A 25,632-nucleotide genomic window follows, 5' to 3' on the forward strand; every position below is an offset into this window, starting at 1 on the left:
AGGAGATTACAGATGGAAAATCCGTTAAACAAAACATTAAACCGGACATATATTTTAAGCTTTCTGGAGGAGCTTCTTCAGATTCCAAGTCCCAGCGGCTATTGCATGAACATTATGAAACGGCTCGAGGAAGAGGCGCAAAAGCTTGGTTTTACGATGGAGCGTACCCCGAAAGGGAACGGGATGATTACGATTGCGGGCAGCGGCAATTCGGACGAAGCGATTGCCTATACCGCCCATGTCGATACGCTTGGCGCCATGGTTCGGTCCATTAAACCAAACGGGATGCTGCGTATTACTCCCATTGGCGGTTATAACATGGAGACGATTGAAGGAGAGTATTGCCTCATTCACACCAGGGACGGAAGGCAGTACGAGGGAACGGTCTTGTCTACCAAAACCTCCGTTCATGTCTATCCGGACGCAAGGGAATGGAAGCGGGACGAAGCCAACATGGAGATCCGAATCGACGAGAATACGTCCAGCAAGGCGGAAACGGAGTCTCTCGGCATTGCGGTAGGCGACATCGTGTCTTGGGATCCGAGAGTGCGGATTACGCCGCAGGGCTGGGTGAAATCCCGGCATCTGGACGATAAGGCCAGCGTTGCGGCGTTGTTTGGCCTACTGGAATGGTTGAAGCGGGTCGATAAGAAGCCGGAGCGTACGCTTAAGCTTATTTTCTCCACTTACGAAGAGGTTGGTCACGGCAATTCTTATATGCCAGCCGACATTACGGAGTTAATCGCGGTGGACATGGGGGCGATTGGCGACGATTTGTCCACGACGGAGCGGGATGTATCGATCTGCGCCAAGGATTCCTCCGGACCGTACGATTACGAGATGACTTCGAGACTGATCGAGCTTGCGAAGCAGCATCAGCTGCCTTATGCCGTCGATATTTATCCGCATTACGGCTCCGACGCTTCTGCTGCGCTGCGGGGAGGAAGCAACATTCGCGCAGCATTAATCGGACCGGGCGTGCATGCTTCGCACGCGATGGAACGGACTCACGCCGATGCGATCGTAAATACCGCAGCTCTGCTGCTTGCGTACCTGGGATTATCCGCTGCCTAACGGATGATTTATTACTTCTTCGCGCTGCTGACAGCCGCGGTCGTCTTGCTGGTGAACAATCCCCGCAGCGAGATGAACCGCTGGGCGGCATTTTTCCTCGGCGCAGCCGCGATAGGCGGCTTGACGGATGTATTAATCCTGTACGGCTATAACGAATGGGCAAGCATTGAGCAGCTGCTGAACCATACGTTATCTCCTTACGGCATTCTTGTATTTAGCTTGGTTTATTCCGAGCTGGTACCCGTAAAAAGAGTGAGACTTTATTTGAAGCTGGCTTTGCTTGTTCTTCCTGCATGGATGATGACGACTACGCCGCTAATACCCGAAATCCAACTGGATTACCGTTTCCTGCTAGGCTGGGCAGCCCCTTATTACATTGCTGCCTGCCTCTTGCTTATCGTCTCCTTATGGAAGGAGACGAACCGCCGCAAGCGAAGGAACCGTTTCATAGCAACCATTATAATTGTTCCGACTATTCTGGCGGTGCTGCTCTTCATTAACGTAGCGGCTGTTGCGGCTCCTGATCTGGATACTTTCCGCTATGTGTCCTTGTTCATTATTTATTCGTTATCCGTTGCTCTGATTTGCACGTTTATTTACGGCGTGCTGGGCGTAAGACTTCGCTTTGAGAAGGACCCGCTCGAAGGAACGATGAAGGCGGTCAGCTCAGGAGCGGTGCAGCTTAATCATTCCATCAAAAACGAAATCGGCAAAATTGCCATCAGCTCCGATAATCTGAAGCGGGAGTTGGCGGACCAATCGCCCGACTCTTTATCTCATCTCGCTATCATTACGTCAGCTTCGGAGCACATGCTTGGCATGGTGAACCGGATTCACAGCCAGATGCGGGACATCGTTCTTGTAGAGAAGCCATTCAGGCTGGATCAGCTGGTGCATAGCTGTTTGGCTGCGCATAAAGGGATGTTTGAGCAGAAGGAAATCCATGTACAGGACGAATATGCCTGCCGGCCAATTCTGATTGGCGATCCCGTTCACTTATCCGAAGCAATCGGCAACGTATTGATAAACGCGGTTGAAGCGATGGAGACCGGAGGGGGATTAACCATTCGTCTGGAACGGGAAAAGAAGTCCGTGCAGTTAACGATTAATGACGATGGGAGAGGGATTCCGGACAATCAGCTGGAGCGGGTATTTGAACCGTTCTTCAGCACGAAGAACCGCTCAAGCAACTTTGGTCTAGGCCTTTCTTACGTGTACAATGTGATGAAGAAGAGCGGAGGTTCTGTTGACGTCATCAGTAAGGTAAATGATGGGACAACCGTTATTTTTCATTTTGCCGCTAAAAACATCCGCCTCGGCTGACAGGAGGATCATGCCATGTCAACGATTAAAATCTTTCTTGTCGAAGATGATCCGGACTGGATCCGGGCAATGACCGCCTATTTGAACAGCGAGTCTGATCTGGAGGTCACAGGCTTCGCCACCTCTTCTCGCGAAGCGATTGAGAAGGCAAGGCAGCTCGACTTCGATGTTGTTCTGCTCGATATTCAGCTGACGGACTACGAGGAGGAAGGCATCCATACCGCTATTGAGATGAACGATATTCATCCGGCAAAGATCATTATGCTGACGTCGATGAAGGACGAATCCGTCATTATGCAGGCTTTTACAGCAGGGGCGGTTAATTACGTGGAGAAGACCCATTACAAGGAGCTCCCCCATGTGATTAGGACCGCGTTTCAGCACCCCCGCGCGATGGATGCCTTGCTCAAGGATTACGCCAGGCTGAAGCGGGAGGAGCAGCTCAAGCAGCTGACGGCCGCCGAGCGGGAAGTGTTTGAACTGATCGAGCAGGGCTACACGCAGCCGCAGATGGAGAAGAAGCTGTACAAGACGGAAAGCACGTTGAAGAATCAGGTGAACAAAATGCTCAAAAAGCTGGGGGTAACAAGCCGTAAGGAAGCCGTGGAAAAGGTGCGGCGAAAAGGCTTGCTCCCGCCTAAATAACGACATTTATGCATGGACGCTGCTTTCAAGAGGCAGCGTCCTTTTTTCTGCATAGGGAAGGGTTCTAAAAAAGTTAGAACTGCCGGCATCCGGCCTCCCGTCCTACAATGTAGGGGAAGGGAGCTGAATTGCCAATGAAACGGAGACCGATTTATGTGGAATTGAACATTCATGCCGATATGGAAAAGCTGTGGACCTATACCCAGACCGCCGAACTGCATGAGCAGTGGGATTTGCGGTTTTCAAGCATCACTTATCTGCCCCGCAACGCAGAGAGAAATACGCAGGCTTTTCTCTATGAGACGCGTATTGGATTCGAAGGGACGGGGGCCAGGCTGTCTACCCTTGCATTCGGCTCGGAGCAGAAGATTTCCTTAATCCGTCATGGAGCGGGATATTGGCAGTACCGCCAGAATGCGGACTCGATTACCTTTCTTACGAGATACGATTATGCCACCCGGTTCGGCCGGCTGGGCCAATGGTTCGACAGCCTTTTGTTCCGGCCTTTATTCGGCTGGGCGACCGCTCTCAGCTTTGATGTTTTGCGGCTATGGCTGGAGAAGCAGATCCCGCCGGCAGTAAGCCTGCAGCGAACGTTGATTCATTATTTGTGCACGGGACTGTTAAGTCTGCTATGGCTGTATGAGGGTCTTATACCGAAGTGGATATACCCGGAAGCTGGGGAACTAAGCATGATGCAAAGCACGCATATGTTCCCGGGAATGGAACTGCAAGCTCTCAAATGGCTTGGAGCCGCGGAGATTCTGCTAGGATTGATGCTTCTGCCGTATCACCGGGCGAAATGGATTTACCAGCTGCAGTCAGCCGGATTATTGGCTCTTGCAGGAGGAGCCTTGGCTTGTACGCCTTCGCTTCTAACTCAGCCGTTTAATCCATTTGTTATAAGCGCGGCTATGTTAGGTCTATGCTTGACGGGCATGTGGACTTCCCGGGACTTGCCTAACGCAGTCAATTGCATTCGCAAGAAAGGGGAAGGGAAGAAATGACCAGATCCATCTATGAACAAGCATTGGGAGCGCAATTCGGCAATCTCCATCCTCGCATTCAGGAGAGATTCGGTTTCAGCAGCAAAGATCAGGTTGCTTCAATCGGGCAAGGCGTGATGGACCGGATCTGGTTTAACAAGTGGGCGACATTGCCGCTTGCAATAGGGTCTGCGCGCCACATTATGTTCCCTGAGGGAGGGAGCGGCATCCCATTTACGATTGAAAATTATGCCTATCAGGACGGGTATGGCCGCGAAACGGTAACCTGGATCCGCAAATTTCAATTCAAGCGGGCCATTCGGCATTTTGACGCAACGATGATTTACAGCTCCGAGAGAAAGAGAATCGTGGACTACTTGGGCAATAAGCAGCATTTGGCCGTAGACCTGGACATTACGGCTGCAAGCAACGGAGGAATACGGATCCGCTCGGGAGCTCAGCGGTTCTATGAAGGATGGATTCAGTTTACCTGGCCGGCACAGCTTACCGGAACGGCCGATGTAACCGAATGGTATGACGATAACCGGCAAAAATACCGGATTAGCGTCAACGTAAGCAGTCCCGTATTGGGCACGGTTTTTCATTACGAGGGAAGCTTTGACGCGGAATTGATCCCTTTGAAGCTCATTCCGGCCGATGCGAAGCCGCTTCGGGAAGAAGCGAGAGAGTAATGCCATATATTAGCTTTGCGTGAAACGACAAATTTTTCTAAACAGAGGAAGGAAAAAAAGACTATATGTCGAATGAAATAAGGATTAAAGCTTCATGTATTCATGAGAAATAGAGGTTGAAGCATGCATAATTCGGTGTTTTTCAAGAGCGTCATTAACTCAAACTCCATATTTGATTCAATGGGGCTTCTTGGCCATTTTTTGAAAGAGACGATCGGCTGCGAGCATATTTGTTTATTTCTGATGGAAGATACACAGCGTCAGGAGCCTACTGCATATTCGTACAACATGCTGCAGGCGGATTCCAGCCAGCTTCAGCAGCTTGCCGTGCAGGCTGATTTTTTCGAACGTATTCCTGATGGAAGACCACTGCGACCAGATGATACGATAGACGGAATCTCCCTTTCGGATACGTCTTTCCACACGATATATCCCTTCCATATAAAACGTAATACAACGCGCGGCACTCTCCTGCTCTGTTTTCAATCTCAGCGATCCTTAACACCCGAAGAGCTTCAAATTTGCCGAATTAATAAGCTGCATATGGACCAGCTCATTGATAAGATCTATTTCCGCAAGCAATTCTTGAAGGAACAGTCTTACGAAAGCTTGTTCAATACGCTGCGGATGAAAGACAGCTTCACCGTGGACCATTGTTATAACGTCGCCTTTTATTCCTCATTGCTTGGAGAAAAGCTAGGCCTTTGCCGGGCTGAGCTTGAGCTGCTGAAGCTGGCCGCTCTTCTGCACGATATAGGCAAGCTGGCTATTCCGGATCATATCCTGATGAAACCCGGCAGGCTTACCGATGAGGAATTTGACGTGATCCGCCAGCATCCGGCGATCGGATACCAGCTGCTGAAGGACCTGCCGGAAGTACAGGACATCCTGCCTATAGTCAGGTGGCATCATGAGCGTATTGACGGGAGAGGTTATCCGGATGGCCTCAAGGGAGATGAAATTCCGCTGCTTGTCCGGATCGTCAGCCTGGCGGATGCTTTCGACGCGATGACTTCAACCCGGGTATATCGCAGCTCCCTTCATGTGGAGGAAGTCCGAAAGCAGTTAATTACGAATGTTAATTCGCAGTTTGACGAACAGCTCGTCACGCTGTTCCTAGAGATCATCGATGAGCAAATGACGATGAGAACCTTACCTACTGGGGAATGAAATCGGAAAGAGAGTTGGAGTATGTCATTGCGTGAAAAGATACTCATCGTAGACGATGAACCGCATAATGTACAAATTCTTCGTATATTTTTGAACTCCTTAAATTACAGCATACATACGGCGGAGTGCGGCTCTGAGGCATTGCGGTTGTACGATGAGATTCGTCCGGATCTTATACTACTGGACGTGATGATGCCTGACATGTCGGGTTTTGACGTCTGCAGGCAGTGGATGAGCCGGGAAGAATTTGATACCCCCGTTATCTTTTTGTCTGCCAACGTGCAGAAGAAGGATATTTTGCAGGGCCTTCAGCTTGGTGCCTTTGATTATTTGACTAAGCCTTATGACCTTGATCTGCTCGAAATGAAGGTCAGCTATGCCTTGGGACAAAAGCAAAAGCTGGAGCGCTTGATGAGCGACAAGGAAAAGCTTTCCGAAAGGGCAAACACGGATGCTCTGACCGGACTCTACAACCGGATGTATCTGAATGAAGTACTGTTGGAATCATCGGTTAGCCTAGCCGATTACGGCGCCATGCTCATGATTGACATGGACAATTTCAAATTCATTAACGATACGTATGGTCATCTTGTAGGGGATCAGGTGCTGAGAGAGATTGCTTACATTATTCAGAAGACGATCTCGTCGGAGAATGATCTTGCCTTCCGTTTTGGAGGGGACGAGTTTCTTGTACTGTTGCGGCAGGAAGAGGGGGCGATGGAGACAGCGCAGGAAATTATCCGCACGGTAAATGAACTTGCAATTGGCTCGCTGGTGGAACAGGGAACGACAGCTTCAGTCAGCATCGGAATTACGAAGAGCTCTGACCATTATTCCTTTGAACAGATAATAGGCTTTGCCGATCGAGCCTTGCTGCGGTCCAAAAAAAGCGGCAAAAACCAGATCACGATCTATTAAACGGATGGATAGGTGAATATTGATGATGGAATTAAAGAGCTTCAAGAAATTGTTTCTGATGACGAAAGTGATCAATTCGCAGTTTGAGCTGTCCGATATTTTGCAAGTATTCGTTGATGCCATTGCCAGCGAAATTACGCAGGCGGATTTGGTCGGATTTTTCCTTAAGCAGCCAGACGGAACTTTTATCGGTTACAAGGGAAATAAGATGTCCATCGATATTACGGAGCTCTTGATTGACCCGCAGAAAGACCGCTTTGTTTGCGATATTTTGGAGAGAAGAGCAAGCGACTACATCGACGACACCAACGTTGACCCGCGGATTGACGATGATAAGAAGCTGCTGATGAAAATTAAATCTATTTTAGGCATTCCCGTTATTGTGAACGATTCGGTATTTGGCGTTGTATTTGTCCATGATTTCGGGAAACCGATGAATCTGACCCGCGAGCAGATCGAAGTGACGGAAGCGTTCGTCAATATGGTCAGCGTTGCCATTCATAATATTCAGATGTTCGAAAATACGAAAAATCTCGTGGATAAGCAGCAGCTTCTTCTCGATGCCACAAAAGCGTTGTCCAAGTCGTTGTCCGTCCGCGAAGTCCTTAAAACCTGCTTCCATTACATGAAACGGGCAACGGGCTCCGACGAAGTGGGCATTCACCTATATAACGAGAAGGATCGTACGATCGAGCCTTATCATATTTCCTCGGTGAGCGTTACGGAAGAGGAATGGAAGAATAGACACCGCGAAGACATCAAGCTGAGCATCGATAAGGACAAGCTGTTCTACGAGGTTGTAACGGAGAAAAAAGCGATAGCCATTTCGGACGTGTATGCGGACACGCGTCCGGACCACCGGGCTTGCGAAATGTTCGGGATTAAGAGTCTGCTGCTGATCCCGCTTGTTGCAAAAGACCGCGTGTTTGGCGATGTGGTTATCCCGACGATGCACAAAAGCCGCGAATACGAGCAAGGCGAAATCGAGTTCTGCCAATCTATTGCGGATGTGACCGCAACCGCGCTTGCCAACGCGATCCATACCGAGCATCTGGATTATTCCGTCAATGTGCGCTCCATGGAGCTGCAGCAGGCCAACTTTAAGCTCGAAGGGTTGGTCAAGGAGCTCGAGTACTTAAACGAGCTGAAGAGCGACTTCATCGCAACGCTATCCCATGAGCTCCGTACGCCAATTACGGCAGTAAAGGGTACAGTCGATATATTGCGCAAGGAAGTACTAGGCAAGCTGAACGACTCCCAACTGGATCTGCTGGAGACGGCGGGGAAATCGATCGAGCGTCTGCTTAATCAGGTGAATGAGCTGCTTGATTTCGCAAAGCTTGAGAACGGGAAATTTGAATTGATGTATTCGGAGTTTGATTTCGAAGAATTGATCCGTGAAGCCACCCATATCGTAGATTCGCTTATCAACAAGAAGAAGCTCGACCTTAAAGTAGAGATTCATGCGGGCGAGAATAGAACGATGCGGGCGGACCGCGAGCGGATTTTGCAGATTTTGCTGAATCTTCTCTCGAACTCCATTAAGTTTACTCCTCCAAGAGGTAAAATTACGATCAAGGCTTACATGAAGGACAATGAAATGACGATCGAAGTAATTGATACCGGTATAGGAATACCGGTGGAGAAGCAGAAAAACATCTTCACGAAGTTTTATCAGGTGAACAATCAAATTAACGGTACAGGCCTTGGCCTTGCGATTTCCAGGCAGCTGATTGAAATGCACGGGGGCAATATTTCGTTCGAATCGACGGAAGGTGAAGGCTCCGTATTCAAATTTACCGTTATGAAATAAGAGAAGAGAGAAAAAGGAGAATAAGATGAGAGCAATCGAAGCTGGATTAAGATTTTTGGTTAGCCAAGGGGTCAAGTACATTTTCGGGGTCCCGGCGGGCTCTATCAATGCTTTGTATGATTGCTTGCATGAACTTCCAGAATTAACATCCATTGTAGCCAAGCATGAATCAAGTTCAGGTTATATGGCAGCTGCCTATACACGAATTACAGGTATTCCAAGCGTTTGTGTCGGTTCCAGCGGTCCCGGCGCAACGAATCTGGTAACGCCTGCCGCAAATGCATGGCGCGAGAAGCTCCCGGTTATTTTTCTGACTGGCGCAATTCCTACCACAAAATTCGGAAAAGGCGGGGGCCAGGAGCTGAATGCGGATCCGATCTTCGCTTCCGTCACCAAGCTGAGCAAGACCGTTACCGATCCCGAAGATCTGCCGCGTGTCCTGGCCGAAGCTTACAACACCGCAATTAGCGGAATTCCCGGACCGGTACATATTACGATTCCGATCAACATGCAAATGACGGAGATTGGCGAGCCGGAACAATTGACGGCGGTTCAAACACAGTCCGTTCAGCCAGACGCGGATGAGATTGAAGCTGCGGCCGCTGCGATTAAGAGAGCTGGGCGCCGCGGCGCGTTGATGCTTGGGCACGGCTCCAAGGAATTTAAAGATACGATTCAGCGTTTCGCCGAGCTAACCGGCTGGCATGTTGCGACTACGCCTCGCGGCAAAGGCGCATTCCCCGAGAATCATCCGCTTGCCCTTGGCGTCTATGGACTGGCGAGCAATGATTCGGCGGTAGACTATCTGCGCGGCGATAACCATGATCTGTTAATGATCGTTGGTTCCGCGTTAGGCGAGTCGGCAACAAGCAGCTGGGATGAACGTCTCGTAAATGGCAAACAGATTATCCATATCGACCATGATAAACGGGAGCTGGGTAAAAACTTCGATACGGATTATCCGGTACACGGAGATATCGAGCTTGCGGTATGGCAATTGATCGACCGTCTTACCGCAGGCATGAAGGAAGAACAGCTACAGGAGATTTCCAGCGCCTACAAGCAAGCGGCTGCCACTTTGGAAGCAGCCGGTCCGGGGACCGAGGATTGGAATACAAAATCCGCTATCCGCCAGCTTAATCTTCTTGCGCCATACAATGCGCGGTACTACGTGGATATCGGCGAATTCATGACGTACTCGATTCAAAATCTCGTTATCCGCGAGAATCAAGCGTTCGACATCAACATTAACTTTGGCGGTATGGGCTCGGGGATCAGCGGCGCATTGGGTGCCCAGCTTGCTGAGCCCGATCGTCCGATCATCAGTATTACCGGCGATGGCTGCTTCTTTATGCATGGCATGGAAGTGTTGACAGCCAAGGAATACAATCTCCCGATTGTGTTTGTCGTCATAAACAATGCACGCCTTGGCATGGTTTACCACGGGCATATGCTGCAGTACAGACGTTGCCTGGAGGACTTCTCCCAGCAGCGGACAAGCATCGCTGATGTTGCCAAAGCGCTTGGCGTCCGTTACGCGCAAGCCGAATCCTTGGACGAGCTCCGGCCTGAGCTTGCGCAGGACTGGTTCGACCAATCGAAAGGGCCTATCGTAATTGAGATCAATGTCGAGGGGAACGAGATTCCTCCGATGGGCGAGCGCGTTAAGTTTTTGCAGGGCGCGACTTATTAAGGAATAAACGAAAAGCTGCTTCCGTTTAAATACGGGCAGCTTTTTTCTATTATCCGTAGATCGCATAAAAAGGGAATTGACGTGAGACGTTAAGGGCAATAGAAGGGAGGCGTCAGCAATGCGAAGGAAAGAAATACCGTCCTTTTATTTCTATATGCTGCATGGCTTGCTTGTTTCCGTTGTGCTTGTCCTTATCTTGTCCTTAGCTGAGCATCCCGCAGTGTCTGCCGGCCAGCGGTTCGCGAAGCACGCCGCTGTTATCGCCCATCGCGGTGCATCCGGCTATGCCCCGGAGCATACCCTTGCTGCTTTCCGCGGCGCCATTGAAGCGGGGGCGGATTATATCGAGATCGATCTTCAGCTTACTAAGGACGGTCAAATAATCGCTATGCATGACAATACGGTAAACCGCACGACGAATGCAAAAGGCAAGATAGCGTCCATGACTCTTGATGACATTAAGCAGCTCGATGCAGGCTCCTGGTTCAATAGACATCATCCGATGTATGCCAGAGAAGAATTTACGGAGCAGCAGGTGCCTTCGCTTTCCGATATATTCGTTGCCTTTGGCCGAGGGACGCGTTATATACTGGAAATTAAAGATACGCAGAACAACCCGGGAATCGAAGAAAAGCTGCTGGCCACCATCCGCCAATTCCAGCTCGAGGACCAAGTGATTATCCAGTCCTTTGATGCCAAGAGCTTAAAGAAGATTCACAGGATGGACGACAAGATCGAATTGCTTCAACTGATGTGGTACAACACGTCGGCTAGGATTAGCAGCGCTTCCTTGGATAAGATCAAAAAATACGCTACGGGCATCAGTCCTAACTTCCCTAAAATCAATGCTGCTTATGTGCATAAGGTTCAAAAATCCGGTCTTCGCATCTACCCCTATACCGTTAATTACCAATTAAACATGGATCGGGCATTGAGCTGGGGGGTTGACGGAATATATACGGATTATCCGGACCGGTTTCGCGAAGTGCTGCAGCGAAACAGCAGCTATGTGTATTTGCTGCGATATACGCTTTCCCAGTGGCTAAACAGCTGAACCCGTAATCGCTATCGGCCATTGCGAAGCTTCAACGTTCGCCGGATCAGCATGGGCAAAGTCATGCTTCCGGCTGTCGCCGCTATAAACGAGTGAAAGGGGATAAACAGACCATAGTAGGCGGCAGTGCTAATTACGATATCAATAATAATGAACTTTCTAACCTCCGACATTGGTATAACCACTATCACAAAAGATTGTTTATTTCCCATACGCCTTCCCCCAGCTCCAATAATCTCTATCTCCCATCCTATTTCGGATTATCTTTGTCCCATTCGGTTTATCTGTTACATAATGGCAATCATTCAAGGGCACATTGTAAATAACAATTATGCGAAGAATGGGGGCGGGCTCGAGAATGAGTGAGGCTGCAGCATTATGGCGTACATCCAAAAACAGGAATTTGTTGTTAAGCGCCGGATTCAGCTGGCTGTTCGACGCCATGGATGTAGGACTTGTGTCGTTTATCGCAGCGGCTTTAAGCGTCGATTGGAATCTTAATGCCGAGCAGATTGGTCTTCTAGCCGCGATAAACTCTACCGGAATGGCGTTTGGCGCAGCAGTATCCGGATCGCTTGCTGACCGCTATGGGCGCAAAGCCGTCCTGCTATGGACTTTGCTTCTATTTTCCGTAGCCAGCGGATTGTCTGCCCTTGCGCCTAATTTATTGGTTCTGGCTGTATTGCGTTTCGTTGCGGGGTTTGGTCTAGGCGGAGAGCTTCCGGTTGCTTCGACGCTAGTGTCGGAATCGGTGCCTGTTGAGGTTAGAGGCAGAGCGATTGTTCTGCTTGAGAGCTTCTGGGCGGGCGGCTGGATTCTTGCTGCTCTCATCTCCTATTTCTTTATCCCGCATTACGGATGGAGAATGGCGCTCGTTATCGGCGCGATCCCCGCGGTCTATGCTTTGTTCCTAAGACGGGCAATCGAAGATTCCCCTCGCTATAGGGAGCAGGCCGACAGGAGAAAGCTCAGCTTTCGCGAACGCATGGCCTCCTTATGGTCCGGGCCTTATCAACGGGCCACCATCACGTTGTGGATTCTATGGTTTACCGTCGTCTTCTCTTATTACGGGATGTTCCTGTGGCTGCCAACCGTTATGGTGTTGAAAGGCTTTACGCTCGTCAAGAGCTTTCAATACGTTCTTATCATTACTTTAGCTCAATTGCCGGGCTATTTTACGGCAGCTTATTTGATTGAACGTGTCGGAAGAAAAGCGGTGCTTGGCATTTATCTGCTAATGACCGCAGTATGCGCAATCTGGTTTGGGAATGCCAGTACAGCCGGCGTGCTGCTCACCGCGGGCATTTTCTTGTCCTTCTTCAACTTGGGGGCATGGGGAGCCATGTATGCTTACACGCCGGAGCTGTATCCTACAAGCGTCCGCTCGACTGGAGTAGGCTTTGCCGCCGCCTTCGGGAGAATTGGGGGGATTATCGGGCCATATCTGGTAGGCTTGCTAATTGACAAAGGCACAACCATTACTGCCGTATTTGTTGTTTTCTTTGTTGCGATTGTCATTGGAGCGTTAACGGTCATGTTGTTTGGCCGGGAGACTAAAGGGATTGATCCTGACCGCGCGTGACGCGGTAAGGAGGCAGGAGGTGTGAGGATGAGAGAGGATGGTTTCTCTCCATCGCTGCATGCCAATATCGAGAGAATGAAGCTGGTGATGGGGTATAGCTCGGATTTTATCGTTCGCGAGCTGATCCTTCCGGGCGATAAGAAGATGGTCATCTTCTATCTCGACGGCATGGTTGACAAGAAGGAGCTTCAGGACAGCGTCATCTCTGCTTTGCTGGACCGGACACCGGTAGAGCCCGTTACGCTTCTGGAACTAAAAAATCATGTTCTGGATGCAGGCGATGTATGCGTTATTCGTACGTTAGAGGCTGCATTGGAGCACATTTTTTCCGGCAGCTTATTTATCATGATGGATGGCGTCGTAGACGGGTTAAGCGTTGCTTTGCCTGGCTGGAGCGACCGCGCCATTACGGAATCCAAGACCCAATCGGTTGTACGCGGTCCCCAGGACTCCTTCACGGAGACACTGCGTACGAACACAACCCTGGTCAGACGCAGAATTAAGGATACAAGAATACGGATTGTCTCGCTCAAGGTCGGCAAAATGACCAAAACCGATGTAGCGGTTATGTATATGGACGGTCTTGCGGATGAAAAACAATTGCAGACGCTAATCGGACGATTGAAGTCTTGCAAACAAGACCGGATTCTCGAAGGGGAATACCTGGAAGAGTTTTTGCATGAAAAGAAGCAACTGACCATTTTTCCTACTATGTACAATACGGACCGTCCCGATACGATTGCCGCAGGCATTATGGAAGGCAAGATTGCCATATTCGTAGACGGAACACCGTTCGTGATGCTAACCCCTGCATTGTTCGTTGATTTCATCCAGTCCGCAGAGGATTATTACCAACGTCCGCTCTATAGCAATTTGATCCGTTTGCTCCGTTATGTGGCGCTCGGAATCTGTCTTCTTGCCCCATCGGTCTATATTGCCTTGACCACCTTTCATCAGGATATGCTGCCGACTCAGTTGCTCTTAAGTTTGGCAGCGCAGCGGGAAGGCGTACCTCTGCCCGCCTTTATTGAAGCGCTCCTGATGGAAGGGACGTTCGAGATATTGCGGGAGGCGGGAATACGGATGCCGCGTACGATTGGCCAAGCGGTATCCATTGTGGGTACGATCGTTATCGGTCAGGCTGCAGTGGAAGCCAGCATTGTCTCCGCGGCGATGGTTATTATCGTTTCCATAACGGCGATATCAAGCTTTGTTATTCCGGCCTATGCGATGTCGATTCCAATCCGCATCCTCCGGTTTGTGTTTATGGCGCTGTCCGCCTCCTTTGGCGTATATGGCCTGACCATCGGAATTATCCTCCTGGTTGTGCATCTGTGCCATTTGCGTTCCTTTGGCATACCCTGCTTAAGCCCAAGCGCTCCGTTTCATGCCAGCCAGCAAAGCGATGCGATCTTTCGCATGCCCTATTGGAAATCGACGAAAGGGCAAACCAAGCAGGGGAGAACCTCATGAACGTGCGCAAAAAAATGGGACTGGCTTTTACATCCTTTATAATGATGGCATCGCTCCTGTCGGGATGCTGGAACCGGCAAGAGCTTAACGCGATATCGGTTGTTATGGCTATGGGCATTGATTTATTGGAAGGTCAATATCAATTGACTGTGCAGGTCTCGGATCCGTCCCAGATGTCGGTGAACCGTTCCAAGGGGGAGCGTTCGCCGGCCGTCATTTTTTCCGAGCGTGCTCCAACCCTCTTTGAAGCACTGCGTAAAATTACGACCAAGGCATCACGAAGAATGTATTTATCGCATATGCGGATCGTCATTATTAATGAAAAGGTTGCGGAGCGGGGAATACGGAATCCTCTTGATTTTCTGTTCCGGGATCATGAGGTCCGGCCGGATTTTTACATGGCTGTCGCCAAGGACTGCGATGCCAAGGATATCTTGTCATTCGTTACTCCAATGGAAGTGCTGCCGGCCATCGACTTATACAAATCGCTTAAAGTGTCCGAGAGTGCATGGGCTCCTACATCAGCCGTCAATGTGGTTGATATGATGCAGAAGGTGACAAAGGACGGCGTTGAACCCGTACTGACGGGAATTACTCTGATTGGCAACCGGGATAAAGGAATGAAGATGGAAAACGTTAAGCAGCCCAAATCTTATGCCGAGTACAAGTATACGGGAATTGGAGTGCTTCTGGATGACCGTATTGTGGGATGGCTTGGCGAATCCGACAGCAAAGGCTATAGCTATTTAACTAATAATGTACATAGTACGGTGGGACATGTAAAATGCCCGGAAGGCAAGAACAATTTCGTTATGGAGATCTATAAATCACATGCCCAGGTCATTCCTTCCATAAAGGACGGCAAGCCTCATGCGAAGATTAAAATGAAGAGCGAAGCTAATATCGGAGAATACCATTGCAGTGCGGATCTTGGCGATGAGAAGGTATTCAAACAATTGCAGCAAACGGCTAGGGATGAACAGAAATTTATGCTTGAGCACAGTGTTCGCTATGTTCAGAAGAAATACGGCGCCGATATTTACGGCTTTGGCGAAGCTTTCCACCGGAAATACCCGAAGCAATGGAGCAAATGGAAGAAGCAATGGCCGGAAATATTCAAAAATGATCTACAGATTGAAGTTGTAATCACAACCGAGCTGCACAAAACAGGCAAAATCGTTAATACGATTAGCAAGCAGCCATAGCAGCCTTGGTAGGCTATTCTTAGGGGGGGCGGCTTTAGTGGATAACATGGTTATCTTGCTTATATTCCTGACAGGAGCTTATCTTCAGTATCGCGTCTTGTGGAAGAAGCAGGAAATTCGCGATATTGCAGTCAGCACATGCTTTCTTGCCGTAGGGGTTGTGCTGGTGCTGCTCCAGCAGTTGCAAGTGAAGCTGCCAAGTCCAATAATGGGGATCAACGCCCTATTCCAACCTATAGATCTGTTTGTGTCCAAGCTGCTGCAATAACCATGAAATCGATGGAAGGGAAAGGAGGCAAAGCATGGCGAATGAAAAGCTCACGATCCGGCAGATGACGATGTGGTTTATCCTGTATCAGCTGGGCAGCGCATTTCTTGTTCTGCCTTCCAATCTTGCTTCCATTGCCAAGCAGGATGCCTGGATTGCTCTTTGCATAGTGTTGGTTGTTCAGTTGGGGATGGTTATGCTGTACGGAGGGATTGCCAAACAACTAAACGGTCTTCCGTTCGAACAATATTTGCAGACACTATTCGGCCTAAGGTTCGGCAAGCTGTTTCTGCTGCTCTTTACGCTAATGTATCCGTTACTTATCTTAAGCCTGGTTCTGCGTGATCTGGCGGATTACATAACGACGGTGATTTTGCCGGAAACGCCAATGCCGGTCATATTTGTTCTCATGCTTGGCGCGGTCATATACGTGGTTTACTGCGGGGTAAGCACCATCGGCCGTGCGGCTGAAGTGCTGTTTTTTCTGGTTATGGGGCTGTTAGCGTTAGGTTATGTTCCTTTGATACCGAAGATGAGCGTTAACAATTTGCTCCCGGCGTTTGAGTTTGGCTGGAAGCCGATCGTTCATGCTTCTTTTACGACTATAGCTTTTCCCTATATCGAAAGCGTCTTATTTCTGTATTTCGTTGCACAAATGCAAAAGCCGGAAAAGTGGAAGCGGGTAGTCATTAAGAGTTCGATGATCTCGGGGTTCTTGTTTATGTGCGTCACGGTTATTGTTATTGCCGTTCTTAGTCAGGGGGTTGTATCGACTTTAAACTTCTCGAGTTATTTTGCCGTACGGACGATCAGCTTCAGCGATTTCTTCGAAAGGTTTGAGGTTGGCGTCTCGGTCATCTGGTTTATCGCGATATTTTTCAGAATGTCCTTGCTCATGCACGTAAGCGCGATAGGCCTCTCAACCGTATTTCAATTGAAGGATTACCGGTCTTTGTTAATACCGATTGGCCTTATCACCTATGTGATGGCCGGAATCGTATGGCCAAACACGGCTGTCTTGTTTACGACCTTCCGTATTTGGCCATTCTATGCGATGATCTTTGGGATCATCTGTCCGATCCTGATTTGGATAGCGGGACACATCAAGCAGAGCGTATCGAATTAATTGGCGGCTGCGATTTTTTTCAGCTTGTCCCATTCCTCGGTATGGCTTCGCAGTTGCTCTAACAAGGCTTCCATCCGCCTGATAAGATCCGTTCTCTCCTCGGCATCGAGCTCCTGCAAAGATAAAGCCGCTTCATTGGGCAGCGGGGTGAAGGAGGGCAGAGCAGCCAGCAGCTGATTAAGCTTCTTGTCCATTGCCTCGTAGAGACTGGTCTGAGTAGGCACTGCTTCGACTACTGCTGTTGTTTCTGTCTCAGCTACCACGGCAGATTTATTCTTTTCCGGCTTAGGTGCTTTTGGCTCGGCAGGTTTCGCCTTCTCCGCCTTGTTATGCTGCTGTATAGACCAGGTTTCCAGCAATCCAGGGCCTGATTTGTACAGGAGCTTGTCCTTTGTCGCAGCGGAGATCTCCTTATCTTTGAACAGCTTTGCAATCTTCTTCACGTCTGTCGGCGGCATTTCGTCTCTTGCCATAATAAGAGCCAGCGGATCGCGGTGCTCCATCGGCAAATCCTTGAGCGGCAGCAGCTGGTCTTCCGTTAAGCGGTCCTTGCGGATTTCGGTGCCGCCAATGATAAGTTTCCGAACCGAAGCGCCAAACTTCAGCAGCTCGCATTTGTTCTTTATGTACGATTCCGGTTTACCGAATTTGCTGGCCAGGAATTTGACGGAGCGGTTAAATTTCGGATCGGTCATCAGCTTGTTGAAGGCTTCGGCCTCTTCAATCGGAGAGAAGCCTTGACGCGTCAGGTTCTCGGCGATTTGCTCCAAATAAATTTCCTGCTCATCGGTCATATTCGTCACGATACAGGGGATTGTGGCGAGACCAAGGCGTTTGCAAGCCTTATAACGCCGGTTGCCGTAAATAATTTTATATCTTCCGCCATCAATCGTTCTTACTTTAATGGGGGAGAGAAGCCCGATTTCTTCGATATTGCGCATCAGCTCGACCAAAGCTTCTTCGTCGAACTGGTAGCGGGGCTGGTCCGTATCTTCGTCAATTTGGGTTAATGGGAGTTGTACAATATCCATCATTTATCTCCTATTCTATTGTTCTATCTTTCTATTATACCTTAAACATTGCTCCCGTTGCTTTTAAGCTTTAAACTGTAACTGAGTTCATGTTGATGAAGCAGAAATGACCATAGGTTTGAATTCAGAGCGGGACGGAGGAGCGATTGCGGATGAATGTATTGTTTATCGGCGGTACCGGCTTGATCAGCCAGGCCGTATCCAAGCTTGCTGTACGGAAAGGAATCAATCTCTTCTTATTCAACCGGGGGAACCGGGATGGCTTTGTACCCGAAGGAGCGCGGATTATTACCGGTGACATCCGGGATCCCAAGTCTGCCGAGGCAGCGCTGGAAGGCTATCAATTTGATGTCGTCGTAGATTGGATCGCTTTTACGCCGGAGCATGTTCAGACGGACATTAATTTGTTCCGGGGGCGTACGAAGCAATATATCTTTATCAGCTCGGCCTCTGCCTATCAGAAGCCGCTGCAGCATTATATCATAACGGAGCATGCAACGCCGCTTGAAAATCCTTATTGGCAATATTCGAGAGATAAAATAGCATGCGAACAGCTTCTTATGAAGGAACATGCCGCATCCGGCTTCCCGGTTACGATTGTCCGTCCTTCCTTCACGTACGGAGATACGATGATCCCGGCATCGCTTAACAGCTGGCCGCATCCTTGGTCGCTTGTTGCGCGTATGCGCAAGGGCAAGCCGATAATTGTTCACGGCGACGGCACATCCCTATGGACAATGACACATAATTCGGACTTTGCGAAAGGTTTTGTGGGGTTGCTTGGCGAGCAGACTGCGATTGGGGAGGCGTACCATATTACATCCGATGAAGTACTCACCTGGAATCAGATCTATGAACAGATTGGTGCTGCTGCCGGTGTGAAGCCGAACCTGATACATATCTCATCGGACTTTCTGATCTCCCATGATCCGGATTTGGAAGGCGGCCTGCTTGGCGATAAAGCGGTTAGCGCGGTATTTGACAACAGCAAAATCAAGAAGCTTGTACCGGACTTTGAGGCCACCGTGCCATTTGCGGAAGGGATTAAACGGACCGTTGAATGGTTTGAAGCTCATCCGGAGAAGTGTACGGAGGACGAAGCCTGGAACGAGCAGATGGACCGCATCATTGCGGCGCATAAGAAGGAATAACAAAAGATAACGGCGCAGAGATAAATCTTCTGCGCCGTTATTTTCATTTTTAAACGAGGTAAGGAGAGACGATCGTTTTCACGCGCTCCATGCCTTCCCACATATCGCCCGGACCGTCGTAGATCAATACATAAGCCCCGTTAAATCCGGCGGAGGCGACGGTGTCCAGACAGCGGCGAAGCTCGGCTTCATCCGGAATGCCGTCGGGATCGTATTGCGGTTTGACATGGACCGATACGCTAAGCGGAGTCGTAAGGGCAATCTCTTCATATTTCAATTGGCCTTTAAAGTTGCCGAAATCCGTAATCGTTTCAGCATATTCGCCCCATTGATCAAGCAGCTTCTTGGAGCTGTCTCCAGTGGAGGTGAGTGACTTGAAGTTTTCAGTGATGACCTTGACGCCTAGAGTGCGGCCATATGCACTAAGCTCGGCTAACCTAGCTGCGGACAGCGAAATAGCCTCGTCATCGGTAGGAGGAGCTTCGCCTGCCACAATCCGGATCTGCTTCGCTCCGCTTAAGGAAGCAATCTCAATCCATTGTCGGATATAGGCTAGATCAGCTTCTACGCGCGCTGGATTGGAGGATGTGATATCGCCGTAGTCCAGGAGCAAGGTATCAAAGGACAAGCCAGCTGACGCAAAGGCTTGCTTCACCTGCGCGAGATAGTCCGGTTCGGTGGACGGGAAATGGAAGTGGCAGATTTCAACGGCTTGATAACCGCGTTTGGCGGCTTCCGCGGGAAGCTCGAGCAAAGTATGCAATAACGGCTGTTCCTGAATGGCGGTATCGAGAGTGCCGGTTTCTTCATTCCATACGGTCCAGCGGAGCGGTCCGAGATTGCGGTGCAGGCTCCAGGTACTTAACGATAAATATGACATATGTACAAATCCCACCTTATCGATAGTTTTCTCTCTGCCATTATACACCAGATTCCTTAACAATTAATTTATTCATTTTAGGATTGAACATCACTCAAATTTGAGTATAATAAGCTAGGGTATTCAAATTTGAGTACGGACAAATGACTACAGAAGGGAAGTACTTATGGACGCGAAAAAAAGTAGTGTCAAATTAGTAATCGCGGGCCTTTTGCTTGGCCTGTTTATGTCGGCGCTCGATCAGACGATCGTATCGACGGCGATGGCCAAAATCATCGAGAAGCTGGGGGGCATGGATAAATTCGTATGGGTTTATTCCGCCTATATGATCGCGATGGTGGTTGCAACGCCAATCTTCGGCAAGCTGTCCGACATGTACGGACGGAAGCGGTTCTTTATTTCAGGCCTGATCTTTTTCCTGATCGGTTCCATTCTGTGCGGCACGGCAACGGACATGAATCAATTAATTATCTATCGTGCCATTCAAGGTATCGGCGGCGGCGCGATTATGCCGATTGTCTTCACCATTATATTTGACCTGTTCCCGCCCGAGAAGCGCGGCAAAATGATGGGCTTGTTCGGCGCCGTGTTTGGCATCTCGAGCGTATTCGGTCCCATAATGGGCGGTGCCATTACCGATAACATCAGCTGGCGCTGGATCTTCTACATCAACGTTCCGATTGGCATCTTGTCATTGATCTTTATTATGAGAGGTTATCAGGAATCGAAAAACCACCGGAAGCAAGTGATCGACTGGGCCGGTGCGATTATTCTGATGGCGGCTGTCCTTCTTCTGATGTTTGGTCTCGAGCTTGGCGGTACCGACGGATGGGCATGGGATTCGTTCAAAACAATCTCGCTTCTAGCCGGCGCAGGCATTCTGGCTGTCGTCTTCCTGTTTGTTGAGAAAATGGCGAAGGATCCGATCATTCCGCTGACCTTGTTCAAGAAGCAGCTGTTCACCAGCAGCATGATGATCAGCCTTCTGTACGGCGGGATTATGATTGCTGTCGCTACTTATATTCCGCTGTTCATGCAAGGCGTCTTCCATCTGTCGGCAACAAGCACGAGTACGGTTCTGACTCCCATGATGCTTGGCGTTGTAGTCAGTGCGCAGATCGGCGGCCGGATTGCGAACAAATTCCGTTTCCGCGACGTGATGATTATTTCTTCGATCGTATTGATGGTGGGCACCTACCTTCTTGGTTACGTGATGGACGCATCATCAAGCCGCGCTTTGATTACCGTATTTATGGTTATCGTAGGTCTTGGTATCGGCGTGTCCTTCTCTTTGCTGAATATTTCGACGTTGAACTCCGTTCCTCCGCAATACAAAGGTTCGGCGTCGTCCTTGATCACGTTCTTCCGCACAATCGGTTCCGCGCTTGGCATTACGGTGTTTGGCGCGATGCAGAAGTCGCATTTCCAAAACTCGCTGCAAGACGTGCAAGGCATCAAGCCGGAAATGGCTGCACAGATCAAAGGCGGTCAAGCGCTGCTTGATCCGACGGTTCAAGCTAAAATGGGCCTGCCCGCTGACTTCGTAACCCTTCTGCTGGGCAAGCTGTCCGATTCCATTCTGTTTATTTTCCAATGGAATGTTATTTTGCCGGTATTGGCGTTTGTATTCGCGATTCTGATGGGACGCGCACGTCTTGAGCTTCCGCCGAAATCGAATCAGGCTCCAGCCAAAGATGAAGCTGGCAAGCCGGAGCCATCGTTCTCGGGGAGATAAGGATCATGTCAATGAAGCTGTTAATATTGGGGCTTCTAATGGAACGAGACAGACATCCTTATGATATCCGGCAAACGATTAAGCAACGGAATTGGAATGAATCGTTTAGGCTGCGTGACGGCTCCTTGTATTATGCGGTAGATCAGCTGAGGGATCACGGGCTGATTGAAGCGGCGGAGATTGTGGCCGTTCCAGGCGATAATCGTCCTGACAAAACGATTTACAGGATTACGGAGGAAGGGAAAGCCGCTTTCCATAAGCTGCTGTACGATCAGCTCAGCCAGGTATCCTATCCGCAGCATCCATTATTCCTCGCGCTGCCCTTCGTCCGTTACGGCGACGAGGAGCAGATTGAACAGCTGCTCCTCAAGCAGCTGGCAGCCTGCGAAGAGCGCATTAAACGAATGGAAGCCGTTTTGGAATTAAAGGGGATTTATCTCCCGACGGGCTCCCAAATGATGATCAAAGGATTCAAAAAGTTTGGTGAGACGGAGAGAGAGTGGCTGCTTGAGCTGCTCGAGCAAGCAAGGAGCGGCAGCTTGCTGCAAGGTCCAACCTGGACGCTAGAGCAGATAGAGCAGTATCTAAAGTCCCATTCCGAGCATCATATGTCGGAAGAATAGTACAAATAAAGCTAGAGAACCGCACCCGGGTGCGGTTCTTTTGTTTTTATTTTACTAATTTTCACGGATAGGGTCAGATGAGTGCGACTTTTTCGTGCGTTTTGTGGTCAAAGCGATTCGAATGGACGGCATCTGTTCAAAATCCGCTTTTTCGGTCAAAGTTTGGCATGACGCTCCGACAAAGAAACAAGCGAGGCGCGCAGGATATTTGACACGTTTTTCAAATCCTCCTATGTACAATCTAACCTATACCACAGCAGGTATGTCTGATTTACAAAAACGAGGGAAGAGGTGTAACGATGCGTACAAAAATCAATTCTAAAGTGCTCGTATATTTACTTTGTATAGCTTTGTTCATGACCTTGAGCACGCGTTTTTTACCTTCAAATAAAGTGTCTGCTGAAGTAACGCATGAATTCTCACCTGCTCATTTATCCATCGCTGACGGCAATATCGTGGTAAGCGACGCTTTACAGCTGTTCACGCCGCAACTGCCGGAAGCCGCTGAAATAAAGCCTGTAGAAAGGCAAGAAGCAGCGCTGCCTGAGCCTGAGCCGAGTATAATCCCCGAAATACATAGCGCAGCCGCGCAACCCACTGTGCAAGAACCGCCCATTCTTACATACGCAGTAACCGCGTTTTATCTCAACGTCCGCGAGAAGCCGGATGCAGACTCCAATATTATTCAAGTGCTTAAGCAGGGGGACACCATCGAGGTGGACCATACAACGGATAACGGGTGGCTGGCTCTGAAGGATCAAGGCTTTGTCCATGGACGTTACGCCCAGCAGATTGAAGTCAAAGCTGCTCCGGCTGCCGAAAAGGAACTTGAGGTCAAAGTTCTGGCGAAAGCGAATACAATTGCGGAACCGCCGCTTAACGATACGTTGGAGATCAAGCCCGTTATTGCATGGCCTTCCGATCCCGAGAAGCCTACACCGGTAGTGGAATCGGACTCGGGACTGACGGAAGAGCATATTGCGAAGCTGTTTGAGAAAACGGCTCTTGCGGATCACGGCTTGGAGCAAGCCGTGCTTGAAATCGAAGAGGAATACGGCATTAACGCGTACTTCACGATTGCCGTGATGAAGCTGGAAAGCGGCAATGGCAAGAGCACGCTTGCCAAGAAGAAAAACAATTTGTTTGGCCTTAATGCATTAGACAGCGACAAATACAATAAAGCATTTTCCTTCGATACGAAGGGAGACAGCGTCCGCAAGTTTGGCCAGCTGCTGGCAAAAAATTATATTGATAAAGGCTACACTACGATTGACAAAGTAGCGAGTAAGTATTGCCCGGCCAATCCGAAATGGGCAAGTCTGGTCATGAATATTATGAAACGCGACTATAAGAAGCTTTAAGAACTTCATTGGGCACAGGAACCTTTCAGCCCAAGAATCAATACGTTATATAGTCGAATGACTATATAACGGAGGTATCAGCAATGGATAATCGTGGTTTTGTTCCTGGAGGCGGTTTCGGAGGCGGCTTTGGAGGCGGATTCCGTCCACCGTTCAGGCCTTTCCCGCATCCGTTTTTCCCGGGTCGGTTCCTGTTCCCGTTCTTCTTCTTCTCGCCGTTCTTCTTCCCATTCTTCCGGGAGGACGACCGCAACTACTACTACGCTCATCACCAAGTGCAGGCTGGAGATACGATGGAGCAAATCGCCCATGCGTACAATATTCCTAACACGCTGCTGGAGGAAGCCAATCTTCATCTTGCGGATCCAAAATCACTCAAGCATGGTGAGACTGTTGTCATTCCGCGAATCTCCAATATGTATTGCCATAAAACATACATGGATCTTCCGGCAACGCAATCGCTTGGACAACAAAGTAATACCCAGCCAAACGTTCAGCCAAACATGGTAAGCCCAAACATGGTAAGCCCGAATATGGCTAATCCTCATATCCACGGGACATCCGTTAATGGCCCATATTAAACCAGACATTATAACGTCCGCTCCTTTCTTAAAAAGGAAGCGGACGTTATTTGTTTCTAAGAAAGGATTAATTCTTTCATTTCCCAAGGACTAATCGGGCTTGTGCGTACGAACCGGGTATGGAATTGCACAAGCTTTTTCCCCGTGTTGCGTGTAGAGTCTCTGTCTGCAGCTGTACTTCCGATAACCAGGATTCCTCCTGAGGGAGCTCACGGCCGTCCTTCCTACGGATAGAACGCCAGTTCTGCTGCTGCGAAAGCAGCGTCTCCAACTGTTCTTTGGGAAGCCCTTCCGTAAGAAGCCGGATCATCTCTTGCTCTTCATGGTGAAGGGCTTCAACCAAGCTTTGTCCAAGGAGAAACGGGCTTGAGGCGGCAAAATAATTTCTAAGCTTTCCCGCAGCCTTGTAAACCATCAGCTGATGGGGCAAATCCGGATTTTCGGATTTATGGGTGGAGCTGTTCAGGAAATGCACGCAAAAATGCCCCGAAAAGCCATTCTCCGGTATTCCGTCTCCGCCGTGAGGCATCCCGTTCATGGAGGCCGCAATTTGCCGCCCGTCCTTTTCCGCGATAATCGCCTTTCTATCCCAGGTCCAGCCTTTGCTATAAATTTGCTTCATAATTTCCGTGTCCGCTTTGGTAACGGGCTGAACATCCGCATGATCATGCCCGGCTCTGCGCTGTACGCGAAACGATAACCCGGTATCCATATCCTTGATAACAAAGTAAGCTTTCCGGGAAAAGAGCTTCTCCGCTTCCTCCCAATCCATTAATTGCCCATAATGTTTTGCACGCAATTCATCGGCAGCCTTATTCAGCTTTGTTAACGCTTTGTCCGGAAGCACAAGCATTTTTGACTGCGTCTCATCCCATAGCCTTCCGCCAACATCTACGCGCAAAAGCTGCGCAGCGTTACCTTCCCGGGAAATATAGAGATCGGTGAAGCGCGGGATTTCATTGGATGCCTGCCATGCTGGAGATTGAACGGCTTTTATTAAATCGGCGTCCTTGATCATGTCATAATCCTCGAAGGTTGAGGAAGGGCTTGATTTGACGGCTAACCGCAGAGCGGATTGACCGTTGATTTCCTCATATACAGCAGACCTTGCATGGAGATTATTTTCCGGGAACCATGCAAGGGCCAATACAAGCACGATTATTCTGTAAGCCCTAATACGCTTAAATCGTTGAAAAAGCATATTTTCCTCCTGTTTCTAAATAATTGAAGCTTCTGTGAACCATACTA

24 protein-coding genes are annotated in these 25,632 nt (G+C 49.3%); 20 read left to right on the forward strand and 4 right to left on the reverse strand.

Annotated features, from left to right (window positions below; genetic code table 11):
* Positions 1-12 precede the first annotated feature (12 nt).
* The 10 genes from WFK81_RS05775 (at position 13) to WFK81_RS05820 (ending at position 11,368) form a co-directional block, all read left to right on the forward strand.
* Positions 13-1,074: a M42 family metallopeptidase gene (locus WFK81_RS05775; protein WP_336785509.1), complete on the forward strand. Its 1,062-nt coding sequence runs from the start codon at positions 13-15 to the stop codon at positions 1,072-1,074.
* A 3-nt stretch (positions 1,075-1,077) separates the two neighbouring features.
* Positions 1,078-2,397, forward strand: coding sequence for a sensor histidine kinase (locus tag WFK81_RS05780; RefSeq protein ID WP_336785510.1), 1,320 nt, complete (start codon positions 1,078-1,080; stop codon positions 2,395-2,397).
* Positions 2,398-2,412: 15 nt separating this feature from the next.
* A complete protein-coding gene (locus WFK81_RS05785; protein ID WP_336785511.1) occupies positions 2,413-3,042 on the forward strand; it encodes a response regulator transcription factor in 630 nt (209 codons plus the stop codon).
* Between the two features lie 134 nt (positions 3,043-3,176).
* Positions 3,177-4,049: a DoxX-like family protein gene (locus tag WFK81_RS05790; RefSeq protein ID WP_336785512.1), complete on the forward strand. Its 873-nt coding sequence runs from the start codon at positions 3,177-3,179 to the stop codon at positions 4,047-4,049.
* Complete coding sequence (locus WFK81_RS05795) at positions 4,046-4,720, forward strand: DUF4166 domain-containing protein (protein ID WP_336785513.1); 675 nt, start codon at positions 4,046-4,048, stop codon at positions 4,718-4,720. Before WFK81_RS05790 ends, WFK81_RS05795 begins: the two co-directional genes overlap by 4 nt.
* Positions 4,721-4,843: 123 nt before the next feature.
* A complete protein-coding gene (locus WFK81_RS05800) occupies positions 4,844-5,890 on the forward strand; it encodes an HD-GYP domain-containing protein (protein ID WP_336785514.1) in 1,047 nt (348 codons plus the stop codon).
* Between the two features lie 21 nt (positions 5,891-5,911).
* Entirely contained in the window at positions 5,912-6,808 is an 897-nt protein-coding gene (locus tag WFK81_RS05805; RefSeq protein ID WP_336785515.1) for a GGDEF domain-containing response regulator, read from the forward strand.
* Between the two features lie 22 nt (positions 6,809-6,830).
* Positions 6,831-8,621, forward strand: a complete 1,791-nt coding sequence (locus tag WFK81_RS05810; RefSeq protein WP_336785516.1) for a GAF domain-containing sensor histidine kinase — start codon at positions 6,831-6,833, stop codon at positions 8,619-8,621.
* Positions 8,622-8,646: 25 nt separating this feature from the next.
* A complete protein-coding gene (locus WFK81_RS05815; RefSeq protein ID WP_336785517.1) occupies positions 8,647-10,314 on the forward strand; it encodes a thiamine pyrophosphate-binding protein in 1,668 nt (555 codons plus the stop codon).
* 118 nt (positions 10,315-10,432) lie between these two features.
* Positions 10,433-11,368, forward strand: a complete 936-nt coding sequence (locus WFK81_RS05820; protein ID WP_336785518.1) for a glycerophosphodiester phosphodiesterase — start codon at positions 10,433-10,435, stop codon at positions 11,366-11,368.
* An 11-nt stretch (positions 11,369-11,379) separates the two neighbouring features.
* On the opposite strand, the gene WFK81_RS05825 is transcribed toward WFK81_RS05820, so the two are convergent.
* Entirely contained in the window at positions 11,380-11,541 is a 162-nt protein-coding gene (locus tag WFK81_RS05825; protein WP_336785519.1) for a hypothetical protein, read from the reverse strand.
* A gap of 185 nt (positions 11,542-11,726) precedes the next feature.
* Between WFK81_RS05825 and WFK81_RS05830 the strand changes: the two genes are divergently transcribed.
* From WFK81_RS05830 to WFK81_RS05850, 5 genes are read left to right on the forward strand one after another with little or no spacing between them, the layout of a single operon-like run.
* Positions 11,727-12,950, forward strand: coding sequence for an MFS transporter (locus WFK81_RS05830; protein ID WP_336785520.1), 1,224 nt, complete (start codon positions 11,727-11,729; stop codon positions 12,948-12,950).
* 27 nt (positions 12,951-12,977) lie between these two features.
* On the forward strand, positions 12,978-14,423 hold the full coding sequence (locus WFK81_RS05835; protein WP_336785521.1) for a spore germination protein: 1,446 nt from the start codon (positions 12,978-12,980) through the stop codon (positions 14,421-14,423).
* Positions 14,420-15,628 (forward strand): Ger(x)C family spore germination protein, encoded by a 1,209-nt coding sequence (locus WFK81_RS05840; RefSeq protein ID WP_336785522.1) that lies wholly within the window; start codon positions 14,420-14,422, stop codon positions 15,626-15,628. Before WFK81_RS05835 ends, WFK81_RS05840 begins: the two co-directional genes overlap by 4 nt.
* A gap of 37 nt (positions 15,629-15,665) precedes the next feature.
* On the forward strand, positions 15,666-15,896 hold the full coding sequence (locus WFK81_RS05845; protein ID WP_336785523.1) for a hypothetical protein: 231 nt from the start codon (positions 15,666-15,668) through the stop codon (positions 15,894-15,896).
* Positions 15,897-15,930: 34 nt separating this feature from the next.
* Positions 15,931-17,022: a GerAB/ArcD/ProY family transporter gene (locus WFK81_RS05850; RefSeq protein WP_336785524.1), complete on the forward strand. Its 1,092-nt coding sequence runs from the start codon at positions 15,931-15,933 to the stop codon at positions 17,020-17,022.
* On the opposite strand, the gene WFK81_RS05855 is transcribed toward WFK81_RS05850, so the two are convergent.
* Entirely contained in the window at positions 17,019-18,053 is a 1,035-nt protein-coding gene (locus WFK81_RS05855; protein ID WP_336785525.1) for a ParB/RepB/Spo0J family partition protein, read from the reverse strand. The genes WFK81_RS05850 and WFK81_RS05855 overlap by 4 nt on opposite strands.
* Positions 18,054-18,205: 152 nt before the next feature.
* Here WFK81_RS05855 and WFK81_RS05860 point away from each other — a divergent pair, with 152 nt between their 5' ends.
* Entirely contained in the window at positions 18,206-19,204 is a 999-nt protein-coding gene (locus tag WFK81_RS05860; RefSeq protein ID WP_336785526.1) for an SDR family oxidoreductase, read from the forward strand.
* A 49-nt stretch (positions 19,205-19,253) separates the two neighbouring features.
* Here the strand turns inward: WFK81_RS05860 and WFK81_RS05865 are convergent, their stop codons facing one another.
* A complete protein-coding gene (locus WFK81_RS05865; RefSeq protein WP_336785527.1) occupies positions 19,254-20,084 on the reverse strand; it encodes a sugar phosphate isomerase/epimerase family protein in 831 nt (276 codons plus the stop codon).
* Positions 20,085-20,250: 166 nt separating this feature from the next.
* Between WFK81_RS05865 and WFK81_RS05870 the strand changes: the two genes are divergently transcribed.
* The 4 genes from WFK81_RS05870 to WFK81_RS05885 all read left to right on the forward strand — a co-directional run bounded on the left by WFK81_RS05870 (position 20,251) and on the right by WFK81_RS05885 (position 24,384).
* The gene (locus tag WFK81_RS05870; RefSeq protein ID WP_336785528.1) at positions 20,251-21,819 is read left to right on the forward strand and encodes an MDR family MFS transporter; all 1,569 of its coding nucleotides are present in this window, start codon (positions 20,251-20,253) and stop codon (positions 21,817-21,819) included.
* A gap of 5 nt (positions 21,820-21,824) precedes the next feature.
* On the forward strand, positions 21,825-22,442 hold the full coding sequence (locus WFK81_RS05875) for a PadR family transcriptional regulator (protein ID WP_336785529.1): 618 nt from the start codon (positions 21,825-21,827) through the stop codon (positions 22,440-22,442).
* Between the two features lie 392 nt (positions 22,443-22,834).
* Complete coding sequence (locus WFK81_RS05880; RefSeq protein ID WP_336785530.1) at positions 22,835-23,803, forward strand: glucosaminidase domain-containing protein; 969 nt, start codon at positions 22,835-22,837, stop codon at positions 23,801-23,803.
* Positions 23,804-23,886: 83 nt separating this feature from the next.
* Positions 23,887-24,384 carry a LysM peptidoglycan-binding domain-containing protein gene (locus WFK81_RS05885; RefSeq protein WP_336785531.1) on the forward strand — a complete coding sequence of 166 codons (498 nt, stop codon included), beginning with the start codon at positions 23,887-23,889 and terminating at the stop codon, positions 24,382-24,384.
* Positions 24,385-24,460: 76 nt separating this feature from the next.
* Here the strand turns inward: WFK81_RS05885 and WFK81_RS05890 are convergent, their stop codons facing one another.
* Positions 24,461-25,585: a hypothetical protein gene (locus WFK81_RS05890; RefSeq protein WP_336785532.1), complete on the reverse strand. Its 1,125-nt coding sequence runs from the start codon at positions 25,583-25,585 to the stop codon at positions 24,461-24,463.
* Between the last annotated feature and the right edge of the window lie 47 nt (positions 25,586-25,632).

The organism is Paenibacillus sp. MMO-177 (assembly GCF_037147795.1).
Classification (GTDB): domain Bacteria; phylum Bacillota; class Bacilli; order Paenibacillales; family Paenibacillaceae; genus Pristimantibacillus.